General features: G+C 65.5%; 21 protein-coding genes. 12 read left to right on the forward strand and 9 right to left on the reverse strand.

Annotation, left to right across the window (positions count from 1 at the left end):
• Positions 1-32: 32 nt before the first annotated feature.
• Both NSO95_RS09085 and pgi read right to left on the reverse strand, forming a co-directional pair.
• On the reverse strand, positions 33-515 hold the full coding sequence (locus NSO95_RS09085) for a TspO/MBR family protein (protein ID WP_257595882.1): 483 nt from the start codon (positions 513-515) through the stop codon (positions 33-35).
• Positions 512-2,050: a glucose-6-phosphate isomerase gene (gene pgi / locus NSO95_RS09090; protein WP_257595883.1), complete on the reverse strand. Its 1,539-nt coding sequence runs from the start codon at positions 2,048-2,050 to the stop codon at positions 512-514. Before pgi ends, NSO95_RS09085 begins: the two co-directional genes overlap by 4 nt.
• Before the next feature lie 118 nt (positions 2,051-2,168).
• On the opposite strand from pgi, the gene lepB reads away from it, so the two are divergent.
• The 4 genes from lepB (at position 2,169) to NSO95_RS09110 (ending at position 6,060) form a co-directional block, all read left to right on the forward strand.
• Positions 2,169-3,008, forward strand: coding sequence for a signal peptidase I (gene lepB / locus NSO95_RS09095; protein WP_257595884.1), 840 nt, complete (start codon positions 2,169-2,171; stop codon positions 3,006-3,008).
• Positions 3,005-3,676: a ribonuclease III gene (rnc, locus tag NSO95_RS09100; protein ID WP_257595885.1), complete on the forward strand. Its 672-nt coding sequence runs from the start codon at positions 3,005-3,007 to the stop codon at positions 3,674-3,676. Before lepB ends, rnc begins: the two co-directional genes overlap by 4 nt.
• Before the next feature lie 148 nt (positions 3,677-3,824).
• Positions 3,825-4,727 carry a GTPase Era gene (gene era / locus NSO95_RS09105; RefSeq protein ID WP_257595886.1) on the forward strand — a complete coding sequence of 301 codons (903 nt, stop codon included), beginning with the start codon at positions 3,825-3,827 and terminating at the stop codon, positions 4,725-4,727.
• A 43-nt stretch (positions 4,728-4,770) separates the two neighbouring features.
• Positions 4,771-6,060, forward strand: coding sequence for a hypothetical protein (locus NSO95_RS09110; RefSeq protein ID WP_257595887.1), 1,290 nt, complete (start codon positions 4,771-4,773; stop codon positions 6,058-6,060).
• On the opposite strand, the gene NSO95_RS09115 is transcribed toward NSO95_RS09110, so the two are convergent.
• The 4 genes from NSO95_RS09115 to plsY all read right to left on the reverse strand — a co-directional run bounded on the left by NSO95_RS09115 (position 6,057) and on the right by plsY (position 10,572).
• The gene (locus NSO95_RS09115) at positions 6,057-6,239 is read right to left on the reverse strand and encodes a hypothetical protein (RefSeq protein WP_257595888.1); all 183 of its coding nucleotides are present in this window, start codon (positions 6,237-6,239) and stop codon (positions 6,057-6,059) included. The genes NSO95_RS09110 and NSO95_RS09115 overlap by 4 nt on opposite strands.
• Before the next feature lie 3 nt (positions 6,240-6,242).
• Positions 6,243-8,804 (reverse strand): type I DNA topoisomerase, encoded by a 2,562-nt coding sequence (topA, locus tag NSO95_RS09120; RefSeq protein WP_257595889.1) that lies wholly within the window; start codon positions 8,802-8,804, stop codon positions 6,243-6,245.
• A 71-nt stretch (positions 8,805-8,875) separates the two neighbouring features.
• Positions 8,876-9,976, reverse strand: coding sequence for a DNA-processing protein DprA (gene dprA, locus NSO95_RS09125; protein ID WP_257595890.1), 1,101 nt, complete (start codon positions 9,974-9,976; stop codon positions 8,876-8,878).
• Entirely contained in the window at positions 9,973-10,572 is a 600-nt protein-coding gene (gene plsY / locus NSO95_RS09130) for a glycerol-3-phosphate 1-O-acyltransferase PlsY (protein WP_257595891.1), read from the reverse strand. Before plsY ends, dprA begins: the two co-directional genes overlap by 4 nt.
• 118 nt (positions 10,573-10,690) lie before the next feature.
• Here plsY and murI point away from each other — a divergent pair, with 118 nt between their 5' ends.
• The 7 genes from murI (at position 10,691) to NSO95_RS09165 (ending at position 18,257) form a co-directional block, all read left to right on the forward strand.
• Positions 10,691-11,485: a glutamate racemase gene (gene murI, locus NSO95_RS09135; protein WP_257595892.1), complete on the forward strand. Its 795-nt coding sequence runs from the start codon at positions 10,691-10,693 to the stop codon at positions 11,483-11,485.
• A 108-nt stretch (positions 11,486-11,593) separates the two neighbouring features.
• Entirely contained in the window at positions 11,594-12,814 is a 1,221-nt protein-coding gene (hemA, locus tag NSO95_RS09140; protein ID WP_257595893.1) for a 5-aminolevulinate synthase, read from the forward strand.
• A gap of 3 nt (positions 12,815-12,817) precedes the next feature.
• The gene (locus tag NSO95_RS09145; protein ID WP_257595894.1) at positions 12,818-13,096 is read left to right on the forward strand and encodes a YdeI/OmpD-associated family protein; all 279 of its coding nucleotides are present in this window, start codon (positions 12,818-12,820) and stop codon (positions 13,094-13,096) included.
• A 39-nt stretch (positions 13,097-13,135) separates the two neighbouring features.
• Positions 13,136-14,341, forward strand: a complete 1,206-nt coding sequence (locus tag NSO95_RS09150) for a cell wall hydrolase (protein ID WP_257595896.1) — start codon at positions 13,136-13,138, stop codon at positions 14,339-14,341.
• 54 nt (positions 14,342-14,395) lie between these two features.
• On the forward strand, positions 14,396-15,250 hold the full coding sequence (locus NSO95_RS09155; protein WP_257595897.1) for a TauD/TfdA dioxygenase family protein: 855 nt from the start codon (positions 14,396-14,398) through the stop codon (positions 15,248-15,250).
• Positions 15,251-15,313: 63 nt separating this feature from the next.
• Positions 15,314-17,506 carry a putative bifunctional diguanylate cyclase/phosphodiesterase gene (locus NSO95_RS09160; protein ID WP_257595898.1) on the forward strand — a complete coding sequence of 731 codons (2,193 nt, stop codon included), beginning with the start codon at positions 15,314-15,316 and terminating at the stop codon, positions 17,504-17,506.
• 76 nt (positions 17,507-17,582) lie between these two features.
• Positions 17,583-18,257 carry a nitroreductase gene (locus NSO95_RS09165; RefSeq protein WP_436278029.1) on the forward strand — a complete coding sequence of 225 codons (675 nt, stop codon included), beginning with the start codon at positions 17,583-17,585 and terminating at the stop codon, positions 18,255-18,257.
• Here NSO95_RS09165 and NSO95_RS09170 read toward each other — a convergent pair.
• Entirely contained in the window at positions 18,254-19,666 is a 1,413-nt protein-coding gene (locus tag NSO95_RS09170; RefSeq protein WP_257595900.1) for a hypothetical protein, read from the reverse strand. The two genes, NSO95_RS09165 and NSO95_RS09170, sit on opposite strands and share 4 nt — an antisense overlap.
• A 250-nt stretch (positions 19,667-19,916) precedes the next feature.
• Here NSO95_RS09170 and NSO95_RS09175 point away from each other — a divergent pair, with 250 nt between their 5' ends.
• Positions 19,917-20,204 (forward strand): GIY-YIG nuclease family protein, encoded by a 288-nt coding sequence (locus tag NSO95_RS09175; protein WP_257595901.1) that lies wholly within the window; start codon positions 19,917-19,919, stop codon positions 20,202-20,204.
• A 269-nt stretch (positions 20,205-20,473) separates the two neighbouring features.
• Here the strand turns inward: NSO95_RS09175 and NSO95_RS09180 are convergent, their stop codons facing one another.
• Positions 20,474-21,676, reverse strand: coding sequence for a type III PLP-dependent enzyme (locus NSO95_RS09180; protein WP_257595902.1), 1,203 nt, complete (start codon positions 21,674-21,676; stop codon positions 20,474-20,476).
• 213 nt (positions 21,677-21,889) lie between these two features.
• On the reverse strand, positions 21,890-23,068 hold the full coding sequence (locus NSO95_RS09185; RefSeq protein ID WP_257595903.1) for a carboxynorspermidine decarboxylase: 1,179 nt from the start codon (positions 23,066-23,068) through the stop codon (positions 21,890-21,892).
• Between the last annotated feature and the right edge of the window lie 133 nt (positions 23,069-23,201).

The raw sequence follows: 23,201 nt of genomic DNA on the forward strand, positions 1-23,201 counted from the left end.
TGCTACATTTTCGTTACATCGCGATCGACAGATTAACCGGTCTGTCCGCTAAACGGGCGGTTGAGCCGGACGATCTTCCAATTCAGAATCGCCGCAAAGCTGACCCACACGAGGTAGGGCACGATGAGCCAGCTCGCCAGAACCGAATAGTCGCGCAGCATCACGCACAGCGCCAGCACCGACGCCCACAGGAACGGCACCTCGACCAGCGCCCAGTCGGGCCGCCTGAGCGTGAAGAACAGCGGTGACCAGAGGAAATGGAACACGGCGTTGACGAGGTAGAGCCCGATAAGAACCTGCCGCGCGCCTTCGTCCGCCGCGCCGTTCCAGCTCAGCACAAAGGCCCACGCCCCCAGCCCGAGGATGATCGTCCACGCCGGCCCGAACAGCCAGTCGGGCGGCTGCCAGCTGGGCTTCTTCAGCTCGCTATACCAAACGCCGATCTTGGTCAGCAGTCCCCCGCCCAGCCCGAGGATAACGGCCCATGCGATGGCGAAGGCGAGTTGGAAGGTCATGCCGCGAGACCCGCCGCCGCCAGCAACGCCTGCGTGCTCGCGTCGAACTCCGCCCCGCCGGCTTCAATGTCCTTGGCCATTTTCTTGCCCAGCTCGACGCCGAACTGGTCGAACGGGTTGATCCCCATCAGCACGGCATTGGCGAAGGTTCGGTGTTCGTGAAAGGCGATCAGCGCGCCCAGGGTCGCGGCGTCGAGGTCGTCGCACAGCATGGTTGCGCTCGGGCGGTCGCCGGGAAAGGCGCGCGCAGGGTCTTGTCCGTCGGCGCTCATATTCCCGCCCGCCATCAGCGCCGCGCCTTGCGCAAAGCAGTTGGTCAGCAGGATGCGGTGATGCGCCGGGTCGAGCTCGTCGCCCGGGGCGATGCTGGCGATGAAATCGACCGGGATCAGATGGGTGCCCTGGTGGAGCAGCTGGAACACCGCGTGCTGGGCGTCGGTCCCCACCCCGCCCCAGGTGACCGGCGCTGTCGGGCCATCGACCGGTTCGCCCGATGCGGTGACGCGCTTTCCGTTCGATTCCATCTCGAGCTGCTGGAGATAGTCGGGCAGCAGCGCCAGCCGCTCGTCATAGGCGAAGCAGGCGCGGGTCTGGCAGCCGCGAATACGGGCGTAATACTGGTCAGCGAAAGCCGCCCGCAGCGGCAGGTTGGCGCGGCCGTAGGCGTCGCGAAAATGCTCGTCCATCGCCTGCCCGCCGGCGAGCATAGCTTCGAACTCATCCCACCCGGCGGCGATCGCGACCGGAAAGCCGATGCTCGACCACAGCGAATAGCGCCCGCCGACGCTTTCGGGGAACGGCAGCACCCGCGTCTCGTCGACACCCCACTCAACCGCGGCCTCCGGGTTGGCGGTGAGCGCGACGACCCGGCCCGCAGGATCGGCCACACCGTTGCGGCGTAGCCATTCGAGCGCGCTTTCCGCATTGGTCATCGTCTCGATGGTGGTGAAGGTCTTGGAGGCAACCGCAACCATCGTGGTCGCCGGGTTGCAGGCGGCAAAGGCCTGCTCCAGCGCCAGTCCGTCGATGTTCGAAACAACGTGCACATCGACCAGCTCGAGGTCGCGGGTCAGCGCATCGACAGCCATCGCCGGGCCGAGCGCGCTGCCGCCGATGCCGATGTGTATCAGGTGTTCGACCTTGCCCAGCGCGCCGTCGTGGATCGCTTCGACCAGCAGTTTCATCCGCAGATGAAGCGCGGCGGCTTCCTCGACAGAGGTCTCGGCTCCGACGCCGCGCTGCGCGGTATGCTCGGCAGCGCGACCTTCGGTGACGTTGATCTTCGCACCGGAGAGCAATGCGTCCCGTTTGGCGGAAAACGCGCTCGCTTCGGCAAGCTGTTCGAACATGCCAAGCAATTCGCCATCGAGATGGGTTTTCGACCAATCGAAGCGTATTCCGCCCGAAGCCTCTCCCTCGCCCCATTCGAGTCGGGTGCTGAGCAGATAAAGCCTGCTCGCATCCTCGAACAATTCCGCCAGCGTCGGTCTTGGGTGGTTTTCCAGTCGCTCCCATATCGCAGCGGTCGAGCTCATCGCAAAAAGTCCTTTTCCCTTGGGGCTTCCGGCGAGTAGGGAACGGCGCGATGATTGCAAAGCCCCACCGTTCGCGCGGATACGAATTCCGCGCCGCCACTCCGGATACAGGCCACCGATGACCGATACGACCGCCGACCCCACGAAGCAGGTCGATCAGACCGAGCCCGCACCCGCCAAGCCGGAAAAGAAGGAAGACAGTTTCTTCGTCTTCCTGCTCAAGCTGGCGGCGATCGTGATCATCTTCCGCAGCTTCTTCTTCTCGCCGTTCAATATCCCGAGCGAGAGCATGCTGCCGCAACTCGAAAACGGCGACTACCTGATCGCATCGAAATGGCCCTATGGCTTCACCAAGCACTCGCTGCCCTTCAGCGTGCCGCTGATTCCGGGGCGTGTCTTGGCCGGCCAGCCCGAACGCGGCGATATCGTGATCTTCAAGCACCCGATCGACGGGACCGATTACATCAAGCGCGTGATCGGCGTGCCCGGCGACATGATCGGGATGCAGGACGGGCAGCTGGTGCTCAACGGCCAGCCGGTGCCCAAGGAGCGGATCGACGATTTCCTGATTCCGCTCTCGCCCAACACCAGCTGCAACGTCATGGCGGAGACCGTCGAAACGCCCGACGGACAGGCCTGCCGCTATGTCCGCTTCAAGGAAACGCTGCCCGGCGGCAAGAGCTACAACGTGCTCGATTTCGGCCCTTCACCGCAGGACGGTTTCGGCCCCGTCGCCGTGCCCGAAGGCAAGATCTTCGTGATGGGCGACAACCGCGACAATTCGCAGGACAGCCGCTTTGCCGCCGTGGCCGGTGGCGGGGTCGGCATCGTCGACCAGGATTTGCTGGTCGGCCGTGCAGAGGTAATCATGTGGTCGACCGATGGCAGTGCCGAGTGGCTGCTGCCGTGGACCTGGTTCACCGCGCTGCGGAGCGAGCGTGTGGGCAACGGCCTATGAGCGCGCTCGGGCCGGACAGCAAAGCCTGGCTCGGGGCGCAAGGCTTCACGGTGAATGACGAGGGGGTCTGGCTGGAGGCCCTGACCCACGGCAGCACCGGTGCGGCGCGCGACTACCAGCGGCTCGAATTCCTCGGCGACCGGGTTCTCGGCCTGTCGATTGCAGAGTGGCTGTTCCGCCACAACGATGGTGCCGAAGGCAAGCTGGCGCAGCGCCTCAACGCGCTTGTGAGCAAGGGTGCCTGCGCCGCCGTGGCGCGCGATATCGGCACCAGCGACCATATCCGCCTCGGCAAGCAGGCGCGCGACGACGGAGCGGCGGAAAGTGAAAACGTGCTCGGCGACGTGATGGAATCGCTGCTCGGGGCCAGCTTCATTGAAAGCGGCTTCGACGCCACCCGGACGATCGTCCTCAACCTCTGGGCCGGTGCGCTGGGCGGGACTGTTGGCCACGCAAAGCATCCCAAAAGCGCGCTACAGGAATGGGCCGCAGGCAACCAGCGCCGCCCGCCGAAGTACGAACTGCTCGGCAGATCGGGCCCGGACCACAAGGCGCGCTTCACCGTGCGGGTTTCGGTCCATGGCGTGGGCGATGCAGAGGCGACCGCAAGCAACAAGCAGGAAGCGGAGACTGCGGCAGCGCAGCAGTTCATGGAGCGGTTCGGATGACCATTCGAGACGCTCTCGGTCTGCGGCTTCCAGCCCCTCAGGATGAGCAGCTCGCTTGCTGGGCGCGCACGATTTCCCGTCCCACTCATCCTGAGGAGCGAGGTCCTGAGCGTGTCGAAGGGCTGAGCATCTCGAAGGACCGATTTTTATGACCGAAACCTCCACCCGCTGCGGACTTGTCGCGGTGCTCGGCGCGCCCAATGCGGGCAAATCGACTCTGGTCAATGCATTGGTCGGGCAGAAGGTCGCGATCACCAGCGCCAAGGCCCAGACCACCCGGGCGCGGATGCTCGGCATCGCCTTGCGTGGTGAAACCCAGATGATTCTGGTCGACACCCCTGGCATCTTTGCACCCAAGCGGCGGCTCGACCGCGCGATGGTCAGCGCGGCGTGGGAAGGCGCCGAGGCAGCGGATGCGGTGTTGCTGATGGTCGATCCGATCAAGCAGCGGCGGCACGAGCTCGAACCGCTGGTCGAAAGCCTCGCCGGGCGGCCCGAGCGCAAGATTCTGGTCCTCAACAAGGTCGACCGGGCCAAGAAAGAGCCGCTGCTCGCGCTGGCGCAGGATCTGACCGCGAAGGTCGAGTTCGCCGAAGTCTACTTCGTCTCCGCGCTGACCGGCGATGGCGTCCCCGAACTCAAGGATGCGCTCGCCGCGATGATGCCCGCAGGGCCGTGGCACTATCCCGAGGACCAGGTCTCCGACGCGAGCGAGCGCCTGCTCGCGACCGAGATCACCCGCGAACAGCTTTACCAGCAGTTGCACGAGGAACTGCCCTACGACAGCGCGGTGCGGCCCGAGAGATACGTCCAGCGCAAGGACGGCAGCGTCGAGATCCACCAACAGATCGTCGTCACCCGCGACAACCAGCGCGCCATCGTGCTCGGCAAGGGCGGCAGCCGGATCAAGGCGATCGGCGAAGCGGCCAGGCTGGAATTGAGCGAAGTGCTCGGCCAGAAGGTCCACCTGTTCCTCCACGTGAAGGTGGAAGAAAACTGGGCCGAGAGCAAAGAGGTGTTCGAGGAAATCGGGCTCGACTGGGTGCGCTAGGGATTTCGGCTTTCTTTACCGGGTGATCGCTACACGCCGCATTATGACCGAATATGAAAGTGCCGCGCTCCCCCCTCCTCTGAAAGTGGTGCTGCGCCACACCGAGGTCATGGCCGCCGCAATCGCGTCGAACTCGCGGGCTGGCGGATCGAACGTCTGGTTCGGGTTGCTTCTCTTCGCTCTGCTTTTCGCCGCGATCTGGCTTGGGCACCTTGTCGCCTTCTGGTTCGCCCAGCAATTGTCGTTCGACGCAATGTTCGCGCTCGGCCGTTATCTGCCGGTTGCGATACCCGCCGCTCTCGGTCTGTTCGCCGTTTACCTCGCACTGGCCATCGAACAGCGGCGGAGAGAGCATGCCTACCGGCGTTCGCTCGCGGCGGTCGGGGCGCCGCTCGAGCGAGAGGGCGTCTACGAGGTCACCGAGGAGGCGCTCGTGCTCACAACCGAGCGCATGCTCCTCGCCCCCCGGTGGCCTGCCATCGATACCCTCGAACGCGGCGATGCAGGCTGGGTGCTAAGTGCGGATCAGCTGCACTTCCTGATCCCCTACGCCGACTTCCCCAGCGTCGACACCCAACGCCCGCTGCTGGCGGCGATCACCGCGCGCATGACGCCAGAGGCGCGTGCACGCAGCCGGGACGCAGTCGAGTTTGCCGAATCCGGCGACGCGCCAGCGGTCAACTCTGTCACCGCGTCGCAACAGGCTGCGGCCAATCAATTTCTGCCCAGTCCCGCTGCCGCTGTACCGATGGCCAGTGGCTGGTTGACCCAAGAGCAGGCGGGCTGGGCCGCCAGCGTTATCCAGCACAGGATCGCTGGCTCAGGTTTCCACGGATGGGCCTATCCGCTGACGGGCGCGGTGGCGGGAATGCTGCTCGCCCTGATGCTGGTCGGGCTGATCGGCAGCGCCATGCCGGCAGAGAATTTCCTCGACCATCCCCTCCTGGCTGCCACAGCGGCGTTGGCCATACCACTGGTCGGCGGTGCTTTAGGGCTGGCATTTGCCAACCGCAGGCTCGGCGTCGTCGTCGGCAAGGCGTGGCGGCAAGGCCTGGCCGAGCGCGGCGTACCGGACCAGATCGAGGCACAGTGGGCGCTGACCGAGAGCGGCCTGTCCTATCGCACGGCGCGCTTCACTGGCGAGGCCGTATACGCGAGCATCCACCAGCTGGTGCATGAGCATGGATACTTGATCGCGGCGGCAGATGCGCTGACGCTGTGCATTCCCGACACCGCATTCGCTTCACCCGAAGACGCCAAAGCCTTCGCCGACACCCTGCTCGAACGGATGCCGGAAGCCGCGAGGGCGCGAAGTTCGGCCGCCGCCTCCTAGCGCTTCTTGAGGATTTCGATGCCGTTCTTCTTGGCGAAATCCTTCACCGATTCCTCGCTGCGGTTGATGGCTCGGGCGATCTCCTTCAGGCCCTTCCCCTTGCCGGCCAAGGTCCGCAAAGTGCCTGCCTCGTCGGACTTCCACGGTTGCTTGTGGCGCTCGAACACATCCTTGCCCATTGTTCAGCCCTTAGCCTTTTTGGCGACAGGCTTTTTGGGTGCCGCCTTCTTGGCCGCGGCCTTCTTCGGTGCCGCCTTCTTGCGCCCCTTCTTCTTCGCCGGTCCCTTGGCCGCGCGGGCATCGATCAGCTCAGCAGCCTGCGCTTCTGTCACTTCCTCGGGCTTCACGTCCTTGGGTAGGGTCGCATTGGTGGTGCCATCGGTGACGTAGGGGCCATAGCGGCCAGGCATCACCTTCATCTCACCGCCGCTGGTCGGGTGCGCGCCGAGCACCTTGATCGGCTCGGCCTTGCCGCGTGTCCCGCCCTTGCGGTTGGCGGCCTCGGCGAGGATCGTCACCGCAGCATTCATGCCGACTTCGAACACCTCGCGCGTGCTCGACAGCTTGCCGTATTTGCCGTCGTGGCGCAGGTAGGGGCCATAGCGCCCGATCGCGGCCTCGATCTCCTGGCCCGTTTCCGGATGCGCCCCGACGATGCGCGGCAGGTCGAGCAGTTTGACCGCCCAGTCGAGATCAAAATCGTCGAGATCCTTGGGGATGCTCGCGCGCTTGGCTTCCTTGCCTTCGCCCATCTCGACATAGGGCCCGAAGCGCCCGGTCTTGCGCGAGATATCCTGGCCCGTTTCGGGATGCTGACCCATCACTCCGTCTTCTGCCGAAGCCTCGCCATCGGCGCCCGGCTGGGCAAAGCGGCGGGTGTATTTGCAATCGGGATAGTTGGCGCAGGCGACGAAGGCGCCATACTTGCCGCCGCGCAGCGCGAGCCGCCCGCCGCTGCGCCCTTCCTGCTCGCACAGCGGGCAGAAACGCGGGTCCTTGCCGTCCTCGCGCGGGGGGAACAGGAAGTCGGAGAGATATTCGTCGAGCTGTTCGGTCACTTCCGACGGAAGCCGCTCCATCACCTCGTCGGTCTTGGGCTTGAAGTCCTTCCAGAACTTGGCGAGCAGCACCTTCCAGTCCTCCCGCCCGTCGGACACGGTGTCGAGCTCGTCCTCCATATCGGCGGTGAAGTCGTAGGCGACGTACTGGGTGAAGAAGCGTTCGAGAAACGCCGTCAGCAACCGGCCCGATTCCTCTGCGAAGAAACGGTTTTTCTCCATCCGCACATAGTTGCGGTCGCGCAGGGTCTGGATCGTCGAGGCATAGGTCGAAGGGCGCCCGATGCCGAGCTCCTCGAGCCGCTTGACGAGGCTCGCCTCCGAATAGCGCGGCGGCGGCTGGGTGAAATGCTGGTTCGCCGCGACGGCCTTCTTCGCCGGACAATCGCCCTTGTGCATGACGGGCAGCAAGCCACTGTCATCCTCGTCCGACTTGTCGTCGAACCCTTCCTGATACACCGCGAGGAAGCCGGGGAACTTCACCACCTGCCCGGTCGCGCGCAGCTCGTGCTGGCCGGTTCCGTCGCGCAGGGTGACAGTGGTGCGCTCGAGGCTGGCGGCAGCCATCTGGCTCGCCATCGCCCGCTTGAAGATCAATTCATAGAGCTTGGCCTCGTCGCCCGATCCCGCCCGATCGCGCATGAAGTTGGTCGGGCGGATCGCCTCGTGCGCTTCCTGCGCGTTCTTCGCTTTGGTCGCATAATGGCGCGGCTTTTCGGGCAGGTAATGCCCGTCGTAGCGCTCAGCGATCGCCTTGCGGCAGGCGGAGATCGCGCTGCCGTCCATCTGCACCCCGTCGGTCCGCATGTAGGTGATCGCGCCCGCCTCGTAGAGCGATTGCGCCAGCCGCATCGTGTGGCTGGCCGAATAGCCGAGCTTGCGCGCCGCCTCCTGCTGCAGGGTCGAGGTGGTGAACGGCGGCGAGGGATTGCGCTTGAGCGGCTTGGTCTCGACCTCCTCGATGGTGAAGCGCGCGGCCTCGACCGCGACCTTGGCGGCGAGCGCGCTGCCCTCGTTGCCGAGCGTCAGCTTGTCGAGCTTCTTGCCTTCGAACTTCACCAGTCGCGCGTCGAACTCGGTGCCGTCCTGCTCCAGCTTCGCCACGACCGACCAGTATTCGTCCGCCCGGAAAATCTCGATCTCGTGCTCGCGCTCGCAGATCAGCCGCAGTGCGACCGATTGCACGCGGCCCGCGCTCTTCGCACCGGGCAGCTTGCGCCACAGCACCGGGCTGAGCGTGAAGCCGAACAGGTAGTCGAGCGCGCGGCGGGCGAGATAGGCATCGATCAGCGGCTGGTCGAGCTGGCGCGGCCGCGCCATCGCTTCGGTAACGGCAGCCTTGGTAATCGCGTTGAAGGTGACGCGGTCGACCTTGGCGGGCAGCGCCTTGCGCTTCGCCAGCAGTTCCTGGACGTGCCACGAAATCGCCTCGCCCTCGCGGTCGGGGTCGGTCGCGAGCACCAGCCGGTCGGCCTTCTTGGCTGCGTCGGCGATTTCCTTGAAGCGGCTCTGCTTGTCGCGATAGAGTTCCCAGTCCATCGCGAAATCCTCGTCCGGCCGCACACTGCCATCCTTGGGCGGCAGGTCGCGGACATGGCCGTAGGAAGCGAGAACCTTGAAGTCCTTGCCGAGATAGCCTTCGATAGTCTTCGCCTTGGCCGGCGATTCAACAATGACGAGTTGCATGGAGGTAGAAACAGTCCCTTACGCGTATACGTGTACGTACGCGCGAAGGTGGGGTCGGGGATTTGGCGGTGTCAAGCCACCAGCGATACGCGGCCTCCGGCGTGCCGAAGTAGCCGCCCGGCAAGCTCCAGCTCCAGCAGCGCCACCTGCACCGATGCCGCGCTCGTCCCCGACTGGCGGATCAACTCGTCGACCGCGACCGGAGCGGTGGTGAGCAGGCTGGCGATATCCGCAGGTTCGGCGTGGGCGAGATCGTCGTCGGGGGCGTAGTCGAATGCACCGCCTTCGCGGAAGCTGGATCTGGGCGTGCCGTCGAAGCTGCACAGCAGTTCGACCACATCCTCGACCGACTGCACCAGCACCGCGCCTTCGCGGATCAGCTGGTTGCAGCCCTGCGAGCGTGCATCGAGCGGGGAGCCCGGGATCGCCATCACCTCCCTCCCCGCCTCGCCCGCCAGCCTGGCGGTGATGAGCGAGCCCGACTTGGGCGCGGCTTCGACCACGATCGTTCCCGCCGCGAGACCGGCGATGATCCGGTTGCGGCTCGGGAAGTGGCTGCCGCGCGGCTCTGTGCCGGGCGGTTGCTCGGCGAGCAAAAGCCCTTCGCTCGCGATCCGCTCCTGCAAGGCCTCGTGCTGCGGCGGATATGCGATGTCGATGCCGCTCGCGATGACCCCGATGGTGCTCGGCATCGCGCCTTCATGCGCCGCCCCGTCGATCCCGCGGGCGAGGCCGGAGACGACCGCGAAACCCTCCGCCGCCAGCCCGGCACCGAATTCGCGCGCCAGCCTGACCGCCGCAGCCGAAGCGTTGCGTGCGCCGACGATCGCGACGCAGGGCTTCGCCGCGAGCAACAGGTCGCCGCGCCAGGTCAGGATCGGCGGGGCGCTCTCCAGCTCGCTCAGCAGATCGGGATAGTCCGGCGAATCGTGGAACAGGTATTTCGCCCCGGCCTTACGGGTGGCGACAACTTCCTGCTCGACTTTCTCGCTGGCAATGGGGCGGTAGCTCCGCCCGCCCCTCGCGCCGAGTTCCGGCAGGCCTTCCAGCGCGGCGATCGCAGTGCCGAAGCGCTGGAGCAGATGGAGATAGGTTACCGGCCCGACGTAGGGCGAGCGAAGCAGGCGGATGCGGGCGAAGGCCTCGTCCTGCGTCAGGCCGGTCGCGCTCACCCCTTGCTGCCGACCTTCGGTTCCTCGCCGCGCATCAGCCGCCCGATGTTGGCGCGGTGCTGGACCAGCACGATGGCCGCGATCGCCACCAGCGGCGCGACCACGGCGGGGTAGCCGAGCGCCCAAGCCACCACCGGCGCAGCGACTACCGTCACCATCGACGAAACCGAGGATATCCGGCTCAGTGCCAGCGTCGCGGCCCAGATTGCAGCGCACACCAGCATGGCAGGCCAGGCGAGCGCGAGCAGCACGCCCGCTGCGGTCGCGAAACCCTTGCCGCCTTTGAACATCAGCCAAGGGGTGAAGCAGTGCCCGGCCACTGCCGCGACCGCTGCCACGCCCTCGGTCCCAGGTAACCACTGCGCGCAGGCGAGCACCGGCACCGCGCCTTTGGCGGCATCGAGCAGGACTGTCGCGGCAGCGAGACCCTTGTTCCCGGTGCGCAAGACATTGGTCGCGCCGATGCTGCCCGAACCGATCTGGCGCACGTCGCCCAGCCCGGCAGCGCGGGTGAGGATCAGTCCGAAAGGGATCGAGCCCAGCCCGAAGCCGAGCAGAGCCGCCCACAGGACTTCGATCGTGATCTGTGCTGGCACTCTCGCTCCCCTTGTCCGGCGGCAACCTTGCGCCGTCCCCGGCTTGCCGAAGCCGAGCGCGTCCTTCTACCGCATCCAAAATTCTCGACAAGCGCAAGCCGGGCGATAAAGGACCGTTGTGGAAGCGAATTCTCCCATCCTGATCTTCGACACCGGCGTCGGCGGGCTGACCGTGCTCGCCGAACTGCGCAATCTGCTGCCCGATGCTCCGGTGATCTTCGCCGCCGACCAGGCCGGCCTGCCCTATGGCGAGAAGTCCGAAGCCGAGGTCGCTGCGCGGGTCGCCGGATTGCTCGGGCGGATGAGCGAGCGCTATCGTCCGCGCCTCGCCTGTATCGCCTGCAACACCGCGAGCACCATCGCGCTGGGCATGGTGCGCGAGGTACTTGAAATCCCGGTGGTCGGCACCGTGCCGGCGATCAAGCCTGCGGCCGCCATGACGGAGACCGGAGTGATCGGCCTGCTCGGCACCAAGGCGACGATTCGCCAACCCTATGTCGACCGGCTCGAGGCGGAGTTCGCCCAAGGCAAGACCCTGCTGCGGCACGGCGCACCCGAATTGGTCGAACCCGCCGAAGCCAAGCTGCGAGGCAAGCCGGTCGATCTCGCCCCCGTCCGCAATGCAGTGGCCGCACTGCGGGCGATGCCTCGGGGCGCGGAGATCGACACCGTCGTTCTTGCCTGCACCCACTTCCCCCTGCTGCGAGCCGAGCTGGCGGCGGAATTGGGAGACGGTGTCACCCTGGTCGACGGCGCGGCGGGAATTGCACGCCGGGTCGCTCACCTTCTCGACGGGCAGGTTTTCGATCGGGACCGCGAAGACATGGCCGTGACCACCGGTCCGCTCGACGATTTTGTTTCCCTCACCCCCGCGCTGGCAGGCTATGGCCTGACGCGGATCGTACGCTTCTGAGAAGTTGCGAGTCGCTCGCAAAGATCGCGGTAGAATTCTGCGAAGTTCGCCCTTAAATCCACCGGCATTCCGAGGCCGCGACGGGCGGTGCCAAGGGGCAGAAAGCGCATGAATTACGATCAGGTGTTCGACCAGGCGATCGACCGGCTCCATTCGGAGGGCCGCTACCGCGTGTTTATCGATATCCTGCGCAACAAGGGTGCGTTCCCCAATGCGCGCTGTTTCCACGGACACAACGGCCCGAAGCCGATCACCGTGTGGTGCTCGAACGATTACCTCGCGATGGGCCAGCATCCCAAGGTGATTGCCGCGATGGAAGAGGCGCTGCACGATGTTGGCGCGGGTTCGGGCGGGACCCGCAACATCGGTGGCAACACGCATTACCACGTCGAGCTCGAAGCCGAACTTGCCGACCTGCACGGCAAGGAAGCGGCCTTGCTGTTCACCAGCGGATACGTTTCGAACGATGCGACGCTGTCGACCATTTCGAAGCTGCTGCCCGGCTGCGTGATCTTCTCCGACGAATTGAACCACGCCAGCATGATTGCGGGCATCCGCAATTCCGGATGCGAGAAGCGCGTCTTCCGCCACAACGACCTCGACCATCTCGAGGAACTGCTGGCAGCCGAAAACCCCGCCCTGCCCAAGCTGATCGCGTTCGAGAGCGTCTATTCGATGGATGGCGACGTCGCCCCGATCCACGCGATCTGCGATCTCGCGGAAAAGTACAACGCGCTGACCTATATCGACGAGGTTCACGCTGTCGGCATGTATGGCGCGCGCGGCGGCGGCATTTCGGAGCGCGACGAAGCGGCGCACCGGATCGACATCATCGAAGGCACGCTGGGCAAGGCGTTCGGGGTGATGGGCGGCTATATTGCGGCCGACCAGAAGATCGTCGACTGCATCCGTTCCTATGCGCCCGGTTTCATCTTCACCACCTCGCTCAGCCCTGCGCTGGTGGCCGGGGTGTTGGCGGCGGTGAAGCATCTCAAGTGGTCGTCCGAGGAACGCGAGGCACAGCAGGCCAATGCCGCTCTGCTCAAGCAGAAGTTCCGCGATGCGGGCCTGCCGGTGATGGACAGCGTCACCCATATCGTCCCGCTGATGGTGGGCGATCCGGTGCGCGCCAAGAAAATCAGCGATATCCTGCTGGCCGAGTATGGTGCCTATGTGCAGCCGATCAACTTCCCGACCGTGCCGCGCGGGACCGAGCGCCTGCGCTTCACCCCCGGTCCCGCCCACACCGAAGCGATGATGGATGAAGTCACCGCCGCGCTGGTCGAGATCTGGGACCGGCTCGAGCTGGAAACCCGGCAGGCCGCCTGACCCGTGGCCGCATCGGCCGACCCCGATTTTCGCCACCCGCTTCCGGACGAGCTTGGGGCGATGCTCGAAGCCGATCCGGGATTGGCTGAAAAGTGGCATGACCTCACCGATCTTGCGCGCAACGAATGGATTTGCTGGACCGTGTCGGCGAAGCAGGAAGCTACTCGGGCCAAGCGCCGCGAAAGGCTCCATGAGGAAGTCCTCGCCGGAAAGCGCCGCCCCTGTTGCTGGCCGGGATGTCCGCACCGGCGCGATTCGGCGCGCAAATGGGTCGATGCCTGACGGGCTGTATTTCGCCTGCGGCTTGCCTAGATAGCTGCGATGGCCGGTGATTCCTCTCTCTTCCGCGACAACGCTCCGCTGTTCGGCGTCGGGCTGGTGCTGGTGCTGGCCTTCACCGCGCTCGCGCACTTCGGCGGAGGGCAGGTGGCTGCGGACCGCAGGGCCGAGGTTGCTCCCGCAGACATCGCAGCTCTCCCTGCCGGGGCCGATGCCGATAACACCATCGTCTCGACCCTCGACCCGACCGATGCACGCGCGCGCAATGCCGCCGTCCCGCTGACTGCCGGAGGACCGGGCGTAGCCCCGCCCTTCCGCTTCGGCGGTTCCGCAACCGATCGCGACCGGGCGCGCAGGTGCCTCGCGCTCGCCGCAATGGCCGAGGCGGGCGCGGGCGATGCGGACCAGCGCGCGGTGATGCAGGTGATCCTCAACCGCTCCCGCCACCCGGCCTTCGCCTCGACCGTGTGCGGCGTGGTGTTCCAGGGCTCTGAGCGCCCGACGGGTTGCCAGTTCACCTTCACCTGCGACGGCTCGCTCGGCCGCGGCTATTCGAGCGCGCTGTGGAACGCGGCCAACCGCCGCGCGGACGAGGCGCTGGGCGGCTATGTCCATGCCCCGGTTGGCAACGCGACCCATTATCACGCCGATTACGTCTATCCGTGGTGGAGCCCCAAGCTCGACAAGATTGCCGTGGTCGGGCCGCATGTATTCCTGCGCTGGCGCGGCAATATCGGATCGACCGGGGTTTGGCGGCAGCGCTACACCGGCGGCGAGCCCGATCCCTTTGCGCTGAGCGAGCGCGCGCAGGAGGTCGAGCGGCCGCAGGAGCTGCTCGAGGGTATCCCGCTGGTCACCGAACGCGGTGCACCCCTGCGGACCATCACCCCCACCGGCCGGCGCCGCCCCGGTGGCGAGGCGGATCGCGGCGCGCCCGAACCCGAGGAAGCGCCAGCCGACGACCCCCTGCCGAGCGTCCATTTCGAGGTCGTCTCGCCCGCCGACCCCCCGCAAGCGCTGGTCGACCGCGCCCGCCGTCTCTGCCCCGGCAAGGCCTATTGTCAGGTCTATGGGTGGGACGATCCGGGCGCTGTCCCCGAGCGTCTGCCGCTGTCGCCCGCCGCACGCGGTGCCTTGCGGTTCAGCTTCCTCGCCGCGCGGAATAGCAACCGCGAAGCAATCTATTTCGATTGCCGCATGTTCGCGTCCCCCGGTGTCGGTTCCTGTCTGCCGCGCGCGCGCAACTAGGCTCTGGTCGCCACCAGCGATGCTTGATAGTTTCTCCGCGAGGGAGAGAAGCATATGGCAACGTTGGTCCAAACCAGGCATCCGGATACGGGCAGTCTCGAAATCCGTCCGCTCACACCAGCGATCGGAGCCGAGATCCTCGATATCGATCTTGCGGCAGCCGACATCGGCGAAAGCATCCCGGCCATCCGAGCGGCGCTGCTCGAACACGGGGTGGTGTTCTTCCGCGACCAGCGGCTGACGCAGGAACAGCATATCGCCTTCGCCCGCCATTTCGGCGAGCTCGAAATTCATCCCGCGACCCCGATGGACCAACCTAACCGCGTGGTGCTGCGGATCGCCCACGGGCCGGACAGCAGGGGGCGGGAGAACAACTGGCATTCGGACGTGACCTGGCGCGAGTGCCCTTCGCTCGGTTCGATCCTGCTGGCGCGCGAGGTGCCCGAATTCGGCGGCGACACCCTGTTTGCCAATATGCACCTCGCTTACGAGCGGCTCAGCCCGAAGATGCGCGAATTCTGCGAGGGTCTGACCGCGGTTCACGATATCGCCCGCGTCTTTGCCAAGCGCCTGCGCAAGAGTGTCGAGGAACTGCACGAGCAATATCCGCCGATGCGCCATCCGGTGGTCCGTACGCATCCCGAAAGCGGCAGGCGGACGATCTACGTCAACACCGGCTTCACCACGCATATCGAGGGCCTGTCCGACAAGGAAAGCCGCTGGCTGCTCGACCACCTGTTCGCCACCGCCGCCGATCCCGAAATCCAGTGCCGCTTCCGCTGGCGGGAAGGTTCGGTCGCGTTCTGGGACAACCGCCTGTGCCAACACCTTGCCGCAAGCGATTACTTCCCGGCGGTGCGGGTGATGGAGCGCGTCACGGTGGCAGGCGACAGGCCCTATTTCGCCTGATCCGCCGCCGGACAAGCTTAGCGAAAAAGTAACCATGCAGGGCGTAGGCTTTCGCCTATGTCGATGGCCAGCTTCCTCCGATCCCGCAGCACGCCTCAAGCCGAGGTACCCGCTGCTGCGAGCGCGGGGGTCACCGGCTCGAATTTCCGGGCGCGGGTGCTCGACCAGTTCGAGCAGGCGGGCATCGGCTGGATCTGGGCGACCGACCGAGACGGACGGTTGAGCTACCTCTCGCCTAGAGCGGTGGAAGCCCTGGGACTTACGATGGAAGAATTGCTCGGTCATCAGATCGAGGAGGTGTTCGAGGTCGATCAGGACAACCCCGACCAGCACAACGCCCGCCCCCTCAAGTTCCAGGTCCGGAGCCACAAGAAGATCCGCGACCAGGTAGTGCGCTTCACGTTGGACCGCGTGCAGCAGGACGAGCGGCAGGTGTGGTGGAACATCACCGGCCACCCGGTCCACGATGCCAACGGCGAATTCGACGGCTATCGCGGCAGCGCGAGCGATGTGACCAGCGAGTACGAACGCAAGATCGTCGACTCGCGGCTGGCAGAGTTCGATTCGCTCACCGGGCTCGCCAACCGGCACAATATCAACCGGGTGCTCGACGGCACGCTCGCCGCCTACAAGGCCTCGGGCCGCAGCTGCGCGCTGATGATGCTCGATCTCGACAAATTCAAACGGGTCAACGACACGCTCGGCCACCAGGCGGGTGACGAGCTGCTCAAGCAGGTGGCCGAGCGGCTGACCAATATCGTCGGCAAGCGCGGGCTCGTTGCAAGGCTCGGGGGCGACGAGTTCCAGGTCATGCTGGCCGACATGGACGACCGCGGCGCGCTCGGCGAACTGGCGGACAAGATCATCCAGATCCTCTCGCAGCCCTATGCTCTCGAAGACGACAAGCGCGCAATGATCGGGGCGTCGGTCGGCATCGCCATCGCCCCGTTCGACGGCGACACGAGCGAAGCGCTGATCCGCAGCGCCGACCTCTCGCTCTATGCTTCCAAGAACGGCGGGCGCGGCCAGTTCCGCTTCTATTCCTCCGACCTCAAGGACGAGGAGGAAGTCCGCCAGATGATGCTCGACGACCTGCGCATCGCGCTGGAAGAGGGGCAGCTGTTCCTCCACTACCAGCCGGTCGTGTCGATCAAGACCGGGCATGTCGTCTGCCTCGAGGCGCTGATGCGGTGGGAACACCCCGATCGCGGCTTCGTCAGCCCCGGCCAGTTCATCCCGGTGGCGGAAGACAGCGACCTCATCAACAACCTCGGCGAATGGGCGCTGCGCGAAGCCTGCAAGGCGGCGCTGAAATGGCCCAAAAGCGTGCGGGTCGCCGTCAATGTTTCCGCCGTGCAGTTCGCCAACCAGGGCTTCCCCGCGGTGGTCGCCAGCGTCCTTGCACACACCGGGATCGAACCCGACCGGCTCGAGCTCGAGTTGACCGAGAGCATCTTCGTCGGCGACAGCGACGAGACCGAGCGCATGTTCAAGGCGCTCAAAGACCTCGGCGTCCGCCTCGCGCTCGACGATTTCGGCACCGGCTATTCCTCCCTCAGTTACCTGCGCGCCGCCCCGTTCGACAAGATCAAGGTCGACAAGAGCTTCGTCGACAGCTGCACCCAGAAGGACAAGAACAGCGCCAAGATCATCGCTGCCATCGTCGGCCTGTCGAACGCGCTGGGCATGGAAACCACGGTCGAAGGGGTCGAGGCGTTCGACCAGCTCGAAGTGGTCAAGGCCAAGGGCGCCAAGCTCGTCCAGGGTTACATCTATTCGCGCCCCCTGCCCGAGGATCAGGTCGACCAGCACATTGCATCGGGCGAGTTCACCATCACCCCCGACGGCCCCGAAACCTACCGCCCCGACCGCCGCACCGTGTTCCGCCGGGTGGGCGCGATCCACAGCGATTACTATTACAATGCCGTAATGCGCGACATTTCACGCAATGGCGCGGGCCTCGAAGGGATCGTCGGCCTGACCCCCGGCACCCAGCTGGTGCTCGACCTCGGCGAAGGCCAGCTCGCGGTATGCACCGTCCGCCGGACCAAAAGCAGCGAGTTCGCGGTCGAGTTCGAGACCCCGCTGGTCAACGACGGTGCGGGCGGACTGTGCACCCGCCACCGCGTGTCGAAATACACCATCGCTTCTGCCGGCCTCCCCGCCAAGCCCGGAACCGCCGGGCCGAACGAAGGGCACCGCGACAAGTCGACGCCGCGCTTCATGGAGGTCGCGGTCGGCGGCAACAACGGCTGAGGCCTCTCGACACGAAACCCCGGCCTGCTAACCAGTCCCGAATCGAAACTCGGGAGACAGCATGACCGGCACCGCCATGAACTTCGACGAGGTCGTCACCGGCCGCCGCAGCATCCGCGGCTATCTCGACAAGCCGGTGCCGCGCGCGTTGATCGAGGAAGTGCTCGCGCTCGCCATGCGCTCGCCCTCCTCGATGAACACCCAGCCCTATTATTTCCACGTCATCACCGGCGAACCGCTCGACCGGATCCGCAAGGGCAACACCGAGAACATCCTCGCCGGCGTTCCCGACAGCCGCGAATTCCGCCGCGGCCATGCTTTCGCCGGGGTCCACCGCGACCGCCAGGTCGGCTGCGCGATCCAGCTGTTCGAGGCGATGGGCATCGGGCGCGACGACAAGGAAAAGCGGCAGGACTGGGTGCTGCGCGGCTTCCGCCAGTTCGACGCCCCCGTCTGCGTGATCGTGACCTACGACAAGGAACTGTCCGACAGCGACGATACCGCCTTCGATTGCGGCGCGGTCACCACCGCGCTGGTCAATGCGGCATGGTCACGCGGTCTGGGCTGCGTGATCAATTCGCAGGGCATCATGCAGAGCCCGGTGGTGCGCGAACACGCCAGCATTCCGGACGACCAGGTGATCATGAAAGCGGTCGCCATGGGCTGGCCCGACCCCGACTTTCCCGCCAACCCGGTCAAGATCACCCGCCGCGAGGTTGCCGAGGCGGCGCGGTTCGTGGGGTTCGACTAGGCCTTGGGCGGAACTGCTTGATTCTCCTGACTTTCTTCCTTCTCCACCTCCTTGTCATCCCCGCACAGGCGGGGATCCATGGGCATTCCGCCCTCAGTTCCCGGTAGCTCCGGACCCCCGCCTGCGCGGGGGTGACAAGGGTTGGATGTCTCAAGACTTCGGTCTGGTTCGAGGCCCCGCCCATTCGAAAGGCGCGCCGGGGTGTTGACACTGTTGACACTGTCCAAGGGTTCGCAATCTTCCCGTTCCTCCCCGTTTTCGCCGCAGGGGACTGACGGAGGGGTCATGCCCCACTCGCCCCCTCCACAACGAGGGTCTTCGTCGCTCGCGGTCTCCCTCCCCATTCCCGCTGCGCACGAACTGGCGGGATCGATTGGGGTGTTGACAGATGTGACACTGGCCAAGGGCAAATCTCCGGGTGCCGGGTCCCCCGCCAGGACGCGGTCGAGCAAGTCCATTCCCGCAGCTTTCCACGCGTCCCATTGCTCGCCGGCAAGCGCTTCGGCCTCTGCCATGGCTTCGTCTTCGTATTCATCGTAGGCGTTCGTATCCGCCGGGCTCAACTCGCTCGCTGACAGTTCGAGCATCGCTTCGCAGCGCGCGTGGCAGCGGTACTCCTCTCGGCTTGGCGGAACATCGGCGGGCGTAGGGCAATCGCGATCACGTACGCTTTCGGCGGCTTCGGCAAAATCTTCCGGCGCGGCGTGTCCGGCCATTTCGGCGAGCAGTTCGTCGAACCGCTCGGCGCGGTCCACCGCGTCGGGGTCCTCCGCGATCCGACGGTCGAGCCGCGCGAGATGCGCCAGCAGGTAGCGCGGGTCCTTCCGGCGCCAGGTCGCGACATGCTCGCCGCGCACGAACACCGGCGTGGAGATCCCGTCGAAGGCGCAGCTCGCCAGCTCGTCTTCCGACCGGGCGCGGGCGTGGACCAGTGCCGCATCCCACAATCGCGCGAAATCGGGGTAGCGCCGCCGCGCGCGATAGACCGTCTCGCGGCTGAACCCGACCCGTGCTGCGGCGGCGCTCGCGTTGCCCTTGGCGGCGAGCGCATCGAGAAACCGCACCCGCGCCGCGGCGTCGAACACGGTGGCCGGATGGTGGACTTCGAAAAGCCTCTTCCCATGAGGAAAGGGATTGGGGATGGGTGCTCGACGCTCGCAATCGGGCACCAGGCCACCAACCGCGCACCCCTCACCCTCGATCCCTCCCCCGTGGGGAGGGAGGTCGATGCCATCCGACTCCTCCAGCACAATCTGGACCGGATCATCGCCCGGCCACCAGCCATCGGGCCACTTGCCTTTCCCGGGCGAAGTCCTGAGCTGTACGCCATATTGCGCGAGCCGGGCGTTGACTTCGGCATCCGGCAGCGGCTGCTTGGGCGATGCGGCAAAATTGTCGAAAGGGGTCATGATCCGTTGCTCCTTCAGTGCGAACGAATCGAGTCATCTATGCCATGCGGGGGTCTGTAGGACAGCGGTTTTTTGCGTCAGGGTTGCGCTTGTGTGCTTCGACAGGCTCAGCACGAACGGAACCTGGCCGCATTACCCTCCCCCGTTCGTCGTGAGCCTGTCGGAGGACCACGCGCTGTCCCCCTACAAAGCCCCTCCCCCGTTCGTCCTGAGCTTGTCGAAGGACCAAGCTCTGCGGTAGCCGCATGCGATGGATTTCTACGCCTACCTCCTACGCTGTGCCGACGGGTCGTATTACGCAGGCCACACCGACGATATCGACAACCGCATGGCACAGCATGCGACGGGGGAGCTCGGCGGCTACACCGCAAAGCGCAAGCCGGTCGAACTGGTCTGGTGCGAAACCTTTCCCACGCGCGACGAGGCGCTGGCTGCCGAACGCCAGATCAAGGGCTGGAGCCGCGCGAAGAAAGAAGCGCTGATGGCGGGCGATTGGGCGCGCATTTCCGAGCTGGCACGCAACCGGCAAGGCGCGTGAGGCTAGCGTTGCGCCCTGTCCTTCGACAGGCTCAGGACGAACGGAGCTGGGCTAGGCCCAAGCCGCGCTGGGTGGTGCTGTGTCCTTCGACTGGCTCAGGACGAACGGAGGTTGGCGGGAATTCGAGCTCTATCCGCATGGCCTAAGCTCATTCAAGCGCCAGTCAGCCAAAAAAATGCCCGTTTGCCGTGAGCTTGTCGAAGCCTGTCCTGAGCGGCTGGCTTGCCAGCCAGCCGAAGGGGGCTCAGACGCAACGTCAGCGGAGATCCCTACCGCAAACTCACCACATTGTCGGTAACCTCGCGCACGCGGCTGCCGTCGTAGAGGCTCAGCATGGGGTCGTCCGCTACCAGCACCTGCTCGGCATCGCCGAAGCCGTTGAAGCCGGTCTTCATCGCGGTGCCATAAGCGCCGAGCATGCCGATCTCGATATAGTCGCCGGCCTGGATGTCCGACGGCAGCGGGAACGGGCCCTGCATGAAGTCGGCATCGTCGCAGGTCGGGCCGTAGAAGGCGAAATCGGCGTCGGGATCGCGCAAGTCGTCTTCCAGCGCCTGCACCGGGAAGCGCCAGTCGACATGCGCCGCATCGTACAGCGCGCCGTAAGCCCCGTCGTTGATGTAGAGTTCCTCGCCGCGGCGCTTTTCCACCCGCACGATCATGCTGGAATATTCGGCGCACAGCGCGCGGCCGGGTTCGCACCACAGCTCCGCGTTGTAGGCGATCGGCAGCGCTTCGAAATGGCGCGCGATGATCGCGAAATAATCCTCCAGCGGCGGGGGCTCCATGCCGGGATAGATGCTGGGAAAGCCGCCGCCGACGTCGATCATGTCGATCACCACGCCCGCCTCGGCGATTGCGGCGCGCACGCGGTCGAGCGCGGTGACATAGGCGAACGGGCTCATCGCCTGGCTGCCGACGTGGAAGCAGATGCCCAGCCAGTCGCCATGCTGGCGGGTGGCGGACAGCAGCTCGGCCGCATCGGCGAGATCGACCCCGAACTTGGAGGCGAGCGAAAGCTCCGAATACTCGCTCGAAACGCGCAGGCGCACGAGCAGCCGCAAATCCTGCGCAGGCTCGCCCGCATCGTCGCGGCAGGCATCGACGATCTTCTCCAGCTCATCGATCGTGTCGAGGCTGAAGGTGCGCACGCCGTGGGTGTGGTAGGCCTCGCGAATGGCGCGCGGGGTCTTGACCGGATGCATGAAGCACAGCGTCGCCTGCGGCAGCGTGGCGCGCGCCAGCCGCACCTCGGCGATCGAGGCGACATCGTAATGCGAAATGCCGTTGTCCCACAGGATGCGCAGCAGTTCGGGCGAAGGGTTGGCCTTCACCGCATAGAGCGACTTGCCGGGAAACTTCTCAACGAAAAAACGCGCCGCGCGCGCGGCGGCGTGCGGACGGTTGAGGATGACCGGTTCGTCCGGCTGGAGGTCGCGGACTACAGAACGTGCGTCGGGATAGATGTGCAACTCAAGGGACCCCCTAAACGGTTCTTGCGAACCATGAAACGACAAGCTGCCTTGCGGTTAGGAAGTCCCCTTGGGGCAGCGGGAGCGGCGCATATAGGGCCTGCGATCTGAATCGCAAATGAAAATCGCGGGGATTGTGCGGCCCGTCGATAATGGAACGGGTCCGCAGCCGAGGATGTTCCGGAAGCCGCCGCAGGACCGGCTCGGTCCGCCCTAGCTCAGCCGATTGCGGAAGTCCTCGTAGCCGAAGCTCTTGACCTGTTCGAGCGCGTCGGTTGCGCTGTCCCACAGCCAGATCGAGGGCAGCGGCACGCCGTTGAAGGTGTTGGTCTTGACCATCGAATAATGCGCCTGGTCGAGGAAGGCGAACCGCTGGCCCGGCTCAGCGGGCACCGGCAGGCGGTAGTCGCCGATCACGTCGCCCGCGAGGCACGACGGACCACCGAGGCGCACCGGCGCTTGATCCTCTTCTGCCAGCTCGCCCAGCATGGCGGGCCGATAGGGTGCCTCGATCACATCGGGCATGTGGCAAGTGGCAGAAACATCAGTGATCGCCACCGGCATCCCGTTCCAGTGGCTGTCGAGCACGGTCCCGACGAGGATGCCCGCGTCGAGCGCCACCGCTTCGCCCGGTTCGAGATAGATTTCGACCTCGCTGTCTTCCTTCGCATCGCGCAGGAATTCGACCAGTTCCTCGCGCTGGTAATCGGCGCGGGTGATGTGGTGCCCGCCGCCCATGTTGATCCATTTGAGTTGGCCAAAAGAGGGCTCGATCGCGTCGAACACCCGATCCCAGGTCTGGCGCAGGGGCTCGAAGTCCTGTTCGCACAGATTGTGGAAGTGGATCCCGTCGACCAGCGCCATGTGTTCCTCGGTGAGCTGGTCGAGCGGGAAGCCGAGCCGGCTGCCGGGGCTGGACGGGTCGTAGCGCGGCACCTCGCCGGTCGGCACCTGCGGATTGATCCTGAGGCCGACCTCGAAATCCTGCCCCGCCGCGCGCGCCGCTTCGAGGATGAGCGCGGCGCGTTCGATCTGCTGCGGCGAATTGAAGATGACATGGTCCGACAGGCGGATAACCTCCTCCAGATCCTCCGGCTTGTAGGCCGCGCAATAGGTGCTGATCTCGCCGTCGTAGAACTCGGACGCGAGGCGCGCTTCCCACAGCCCGCTGGTGCACACCCCGTCGAGATACTCGCCGATGATCGGCGCAACCGAATGCATCGAGAACGCCTTCAATGCGGCGAGCACCTTGATCCCCGCCGCATCGCGCACATCGGCGAGCACCTGCAGGTTGGCGCGCAACTTCGCCGCATCGACCACGAAAGCGGGGCTATCGACGCGGGAAAGGTCGAAGTGGGCGAAGGCGCCCGGATCGCCGGCTTTGGTTTGCATATTGACCTTGGACCTTTTGGGTTCACGCAGTGAATAGCCCCGAGTTTTCTAGACGCCTTCGGTGCTCATGTTTTGCTGCCGTTCGAACTCGACGGGCGACAGCATCCCGTTCCTTACATGCTTTCGTATCGGG

This window comes from Parerythrobacter lacustris (assembly GCF_024626475.1).
Taxonomy (GTDB): domain Bacteria; phylum Pseudomonadota; class Alphaproteobacteria; order Sphingomonadales; family Sphingomonadaceae; genus Parerythrobacter_A; species Parerythrobacter_A lacustris.

What these genes read in the sequence shown, in the direction of transcription:
- NSO95_RS09170 (WP_257595900.1), bottom strand. Translation starts at nt 19,666, where the DNA reads ATGACCCCTTTCGACAATTTTGCCGCATCGCCCAAGCAGCCGCTGCCG.
- pgi (WP_257595883.1), bottom strand. Translation starts at nt 2,050, where the DNA reads ATGAGCTCGACCGCTGCGATATGGGAGCGACTGGAAAACCACCCAAGA.
- NSO95_RS09185 (WP_257595903.1), bottom strand. Translation starts at nt 23,068, where the DNA reads ATGCAAACCAAAGCCGGCGATCCGGGCGCCTTCGCCCACTTCGACCTT.
- NSO95_RS09115 (WP_257595888.1), bottom strand. Translation starts at nt 6,239, where the DNA reads ATGGGCAAGGATGTGTTCGAGCGCCACAAGCAACCGTGGAAGTCCGAC.
- NSO95_RS09085 (WP_257595882.1), bottom strand. Translation starts at nt 515, where the DNA reads ATGACCTTCCAACTCGCCTTCGCCATCGCATGGGCCGTTATCCTCGGG.
- rnc (WP_257595885.1), top strand. Translation starts at nt 3,005, where the DNA reads ATGAGCGCGCTCGGGCCGGACAGCAAAGCCTGGCTCGGGGCGCAAGGC.
- lepB (WP_257595884.1), top strand. Translation starts at nt 2,169, where the DNA reads ATGACCGATACGACCGCCGACCCCACGAAGCAGGTCGATCAGACCGAG.
- NSO95_RS09165 (WP_436278029.1), top strand. Translation starts at nt 17,583, where the DNA reads ATGAACTTCGACGAGGTCGTCACCGGCCGCCGCAGCATCCGCGGCTAT.
- NSO95_RS09110 (WP_257595887.1), top strand. Translation starts at nt 4,771, where the DNA reads ATGACCGAATATGAAAGTGCCGCGCTCCCCCCTCCTCTGAAAGTGGTG.
- NSO95_RS09160 (WP_257595898.1), top strand. Translation starts at nt 15,314, where the DNA reads ATGGCCAGCTTCCTCCGATCCCGCAGCACGCCTCAAGCCGAGGTACCC.
- NSO95_RS09175 (WP_257595901.1), top strand. Translation starts at nt 19,917, where the DNA reads ATGGATTTCTACGCCTACCTCCTACGCTGTGCCGACGGGTCGTATTAC.
- topA (WP_257595889.1), bottom strand. Translation starts at nt 8,804, where the DNA reads ATGCAACTCGTCATTGTTGAATCGCCGGCCAAGGCGAAGACTATCGAA.
- era (WP_257595886.1), top strand. Translation starts at nt 3,825, where the DNA reads ATGACCGAAACCTCCACCCGCTGCGGACTTGTCGCGGTGCTCGGCGCG.
- NSO95_RS09150 (WP_257595896.1), top strand. Translation starts at nt 13,136, where the DNA reads ATGGCCGGTGATTCCTCTCTCTTCCGCGACAACGCTCCGCTGTTCGGC.
- NSO95_RS09155 (WP_257595897.1), top strand. Translation starts at nt 14,396, where the DNA reads ATGGCAACGTTGGTCCAAACCAGGCATCCGGATACGGGCAGTCTCGAA.
- hemA (WP_257595893.1), top strand. Translation starts at nt 11,594, where the DNA reads ATGAATTACGATCAGGTGTTCGACCAGGCGATCGACCGGCTCCATTCG.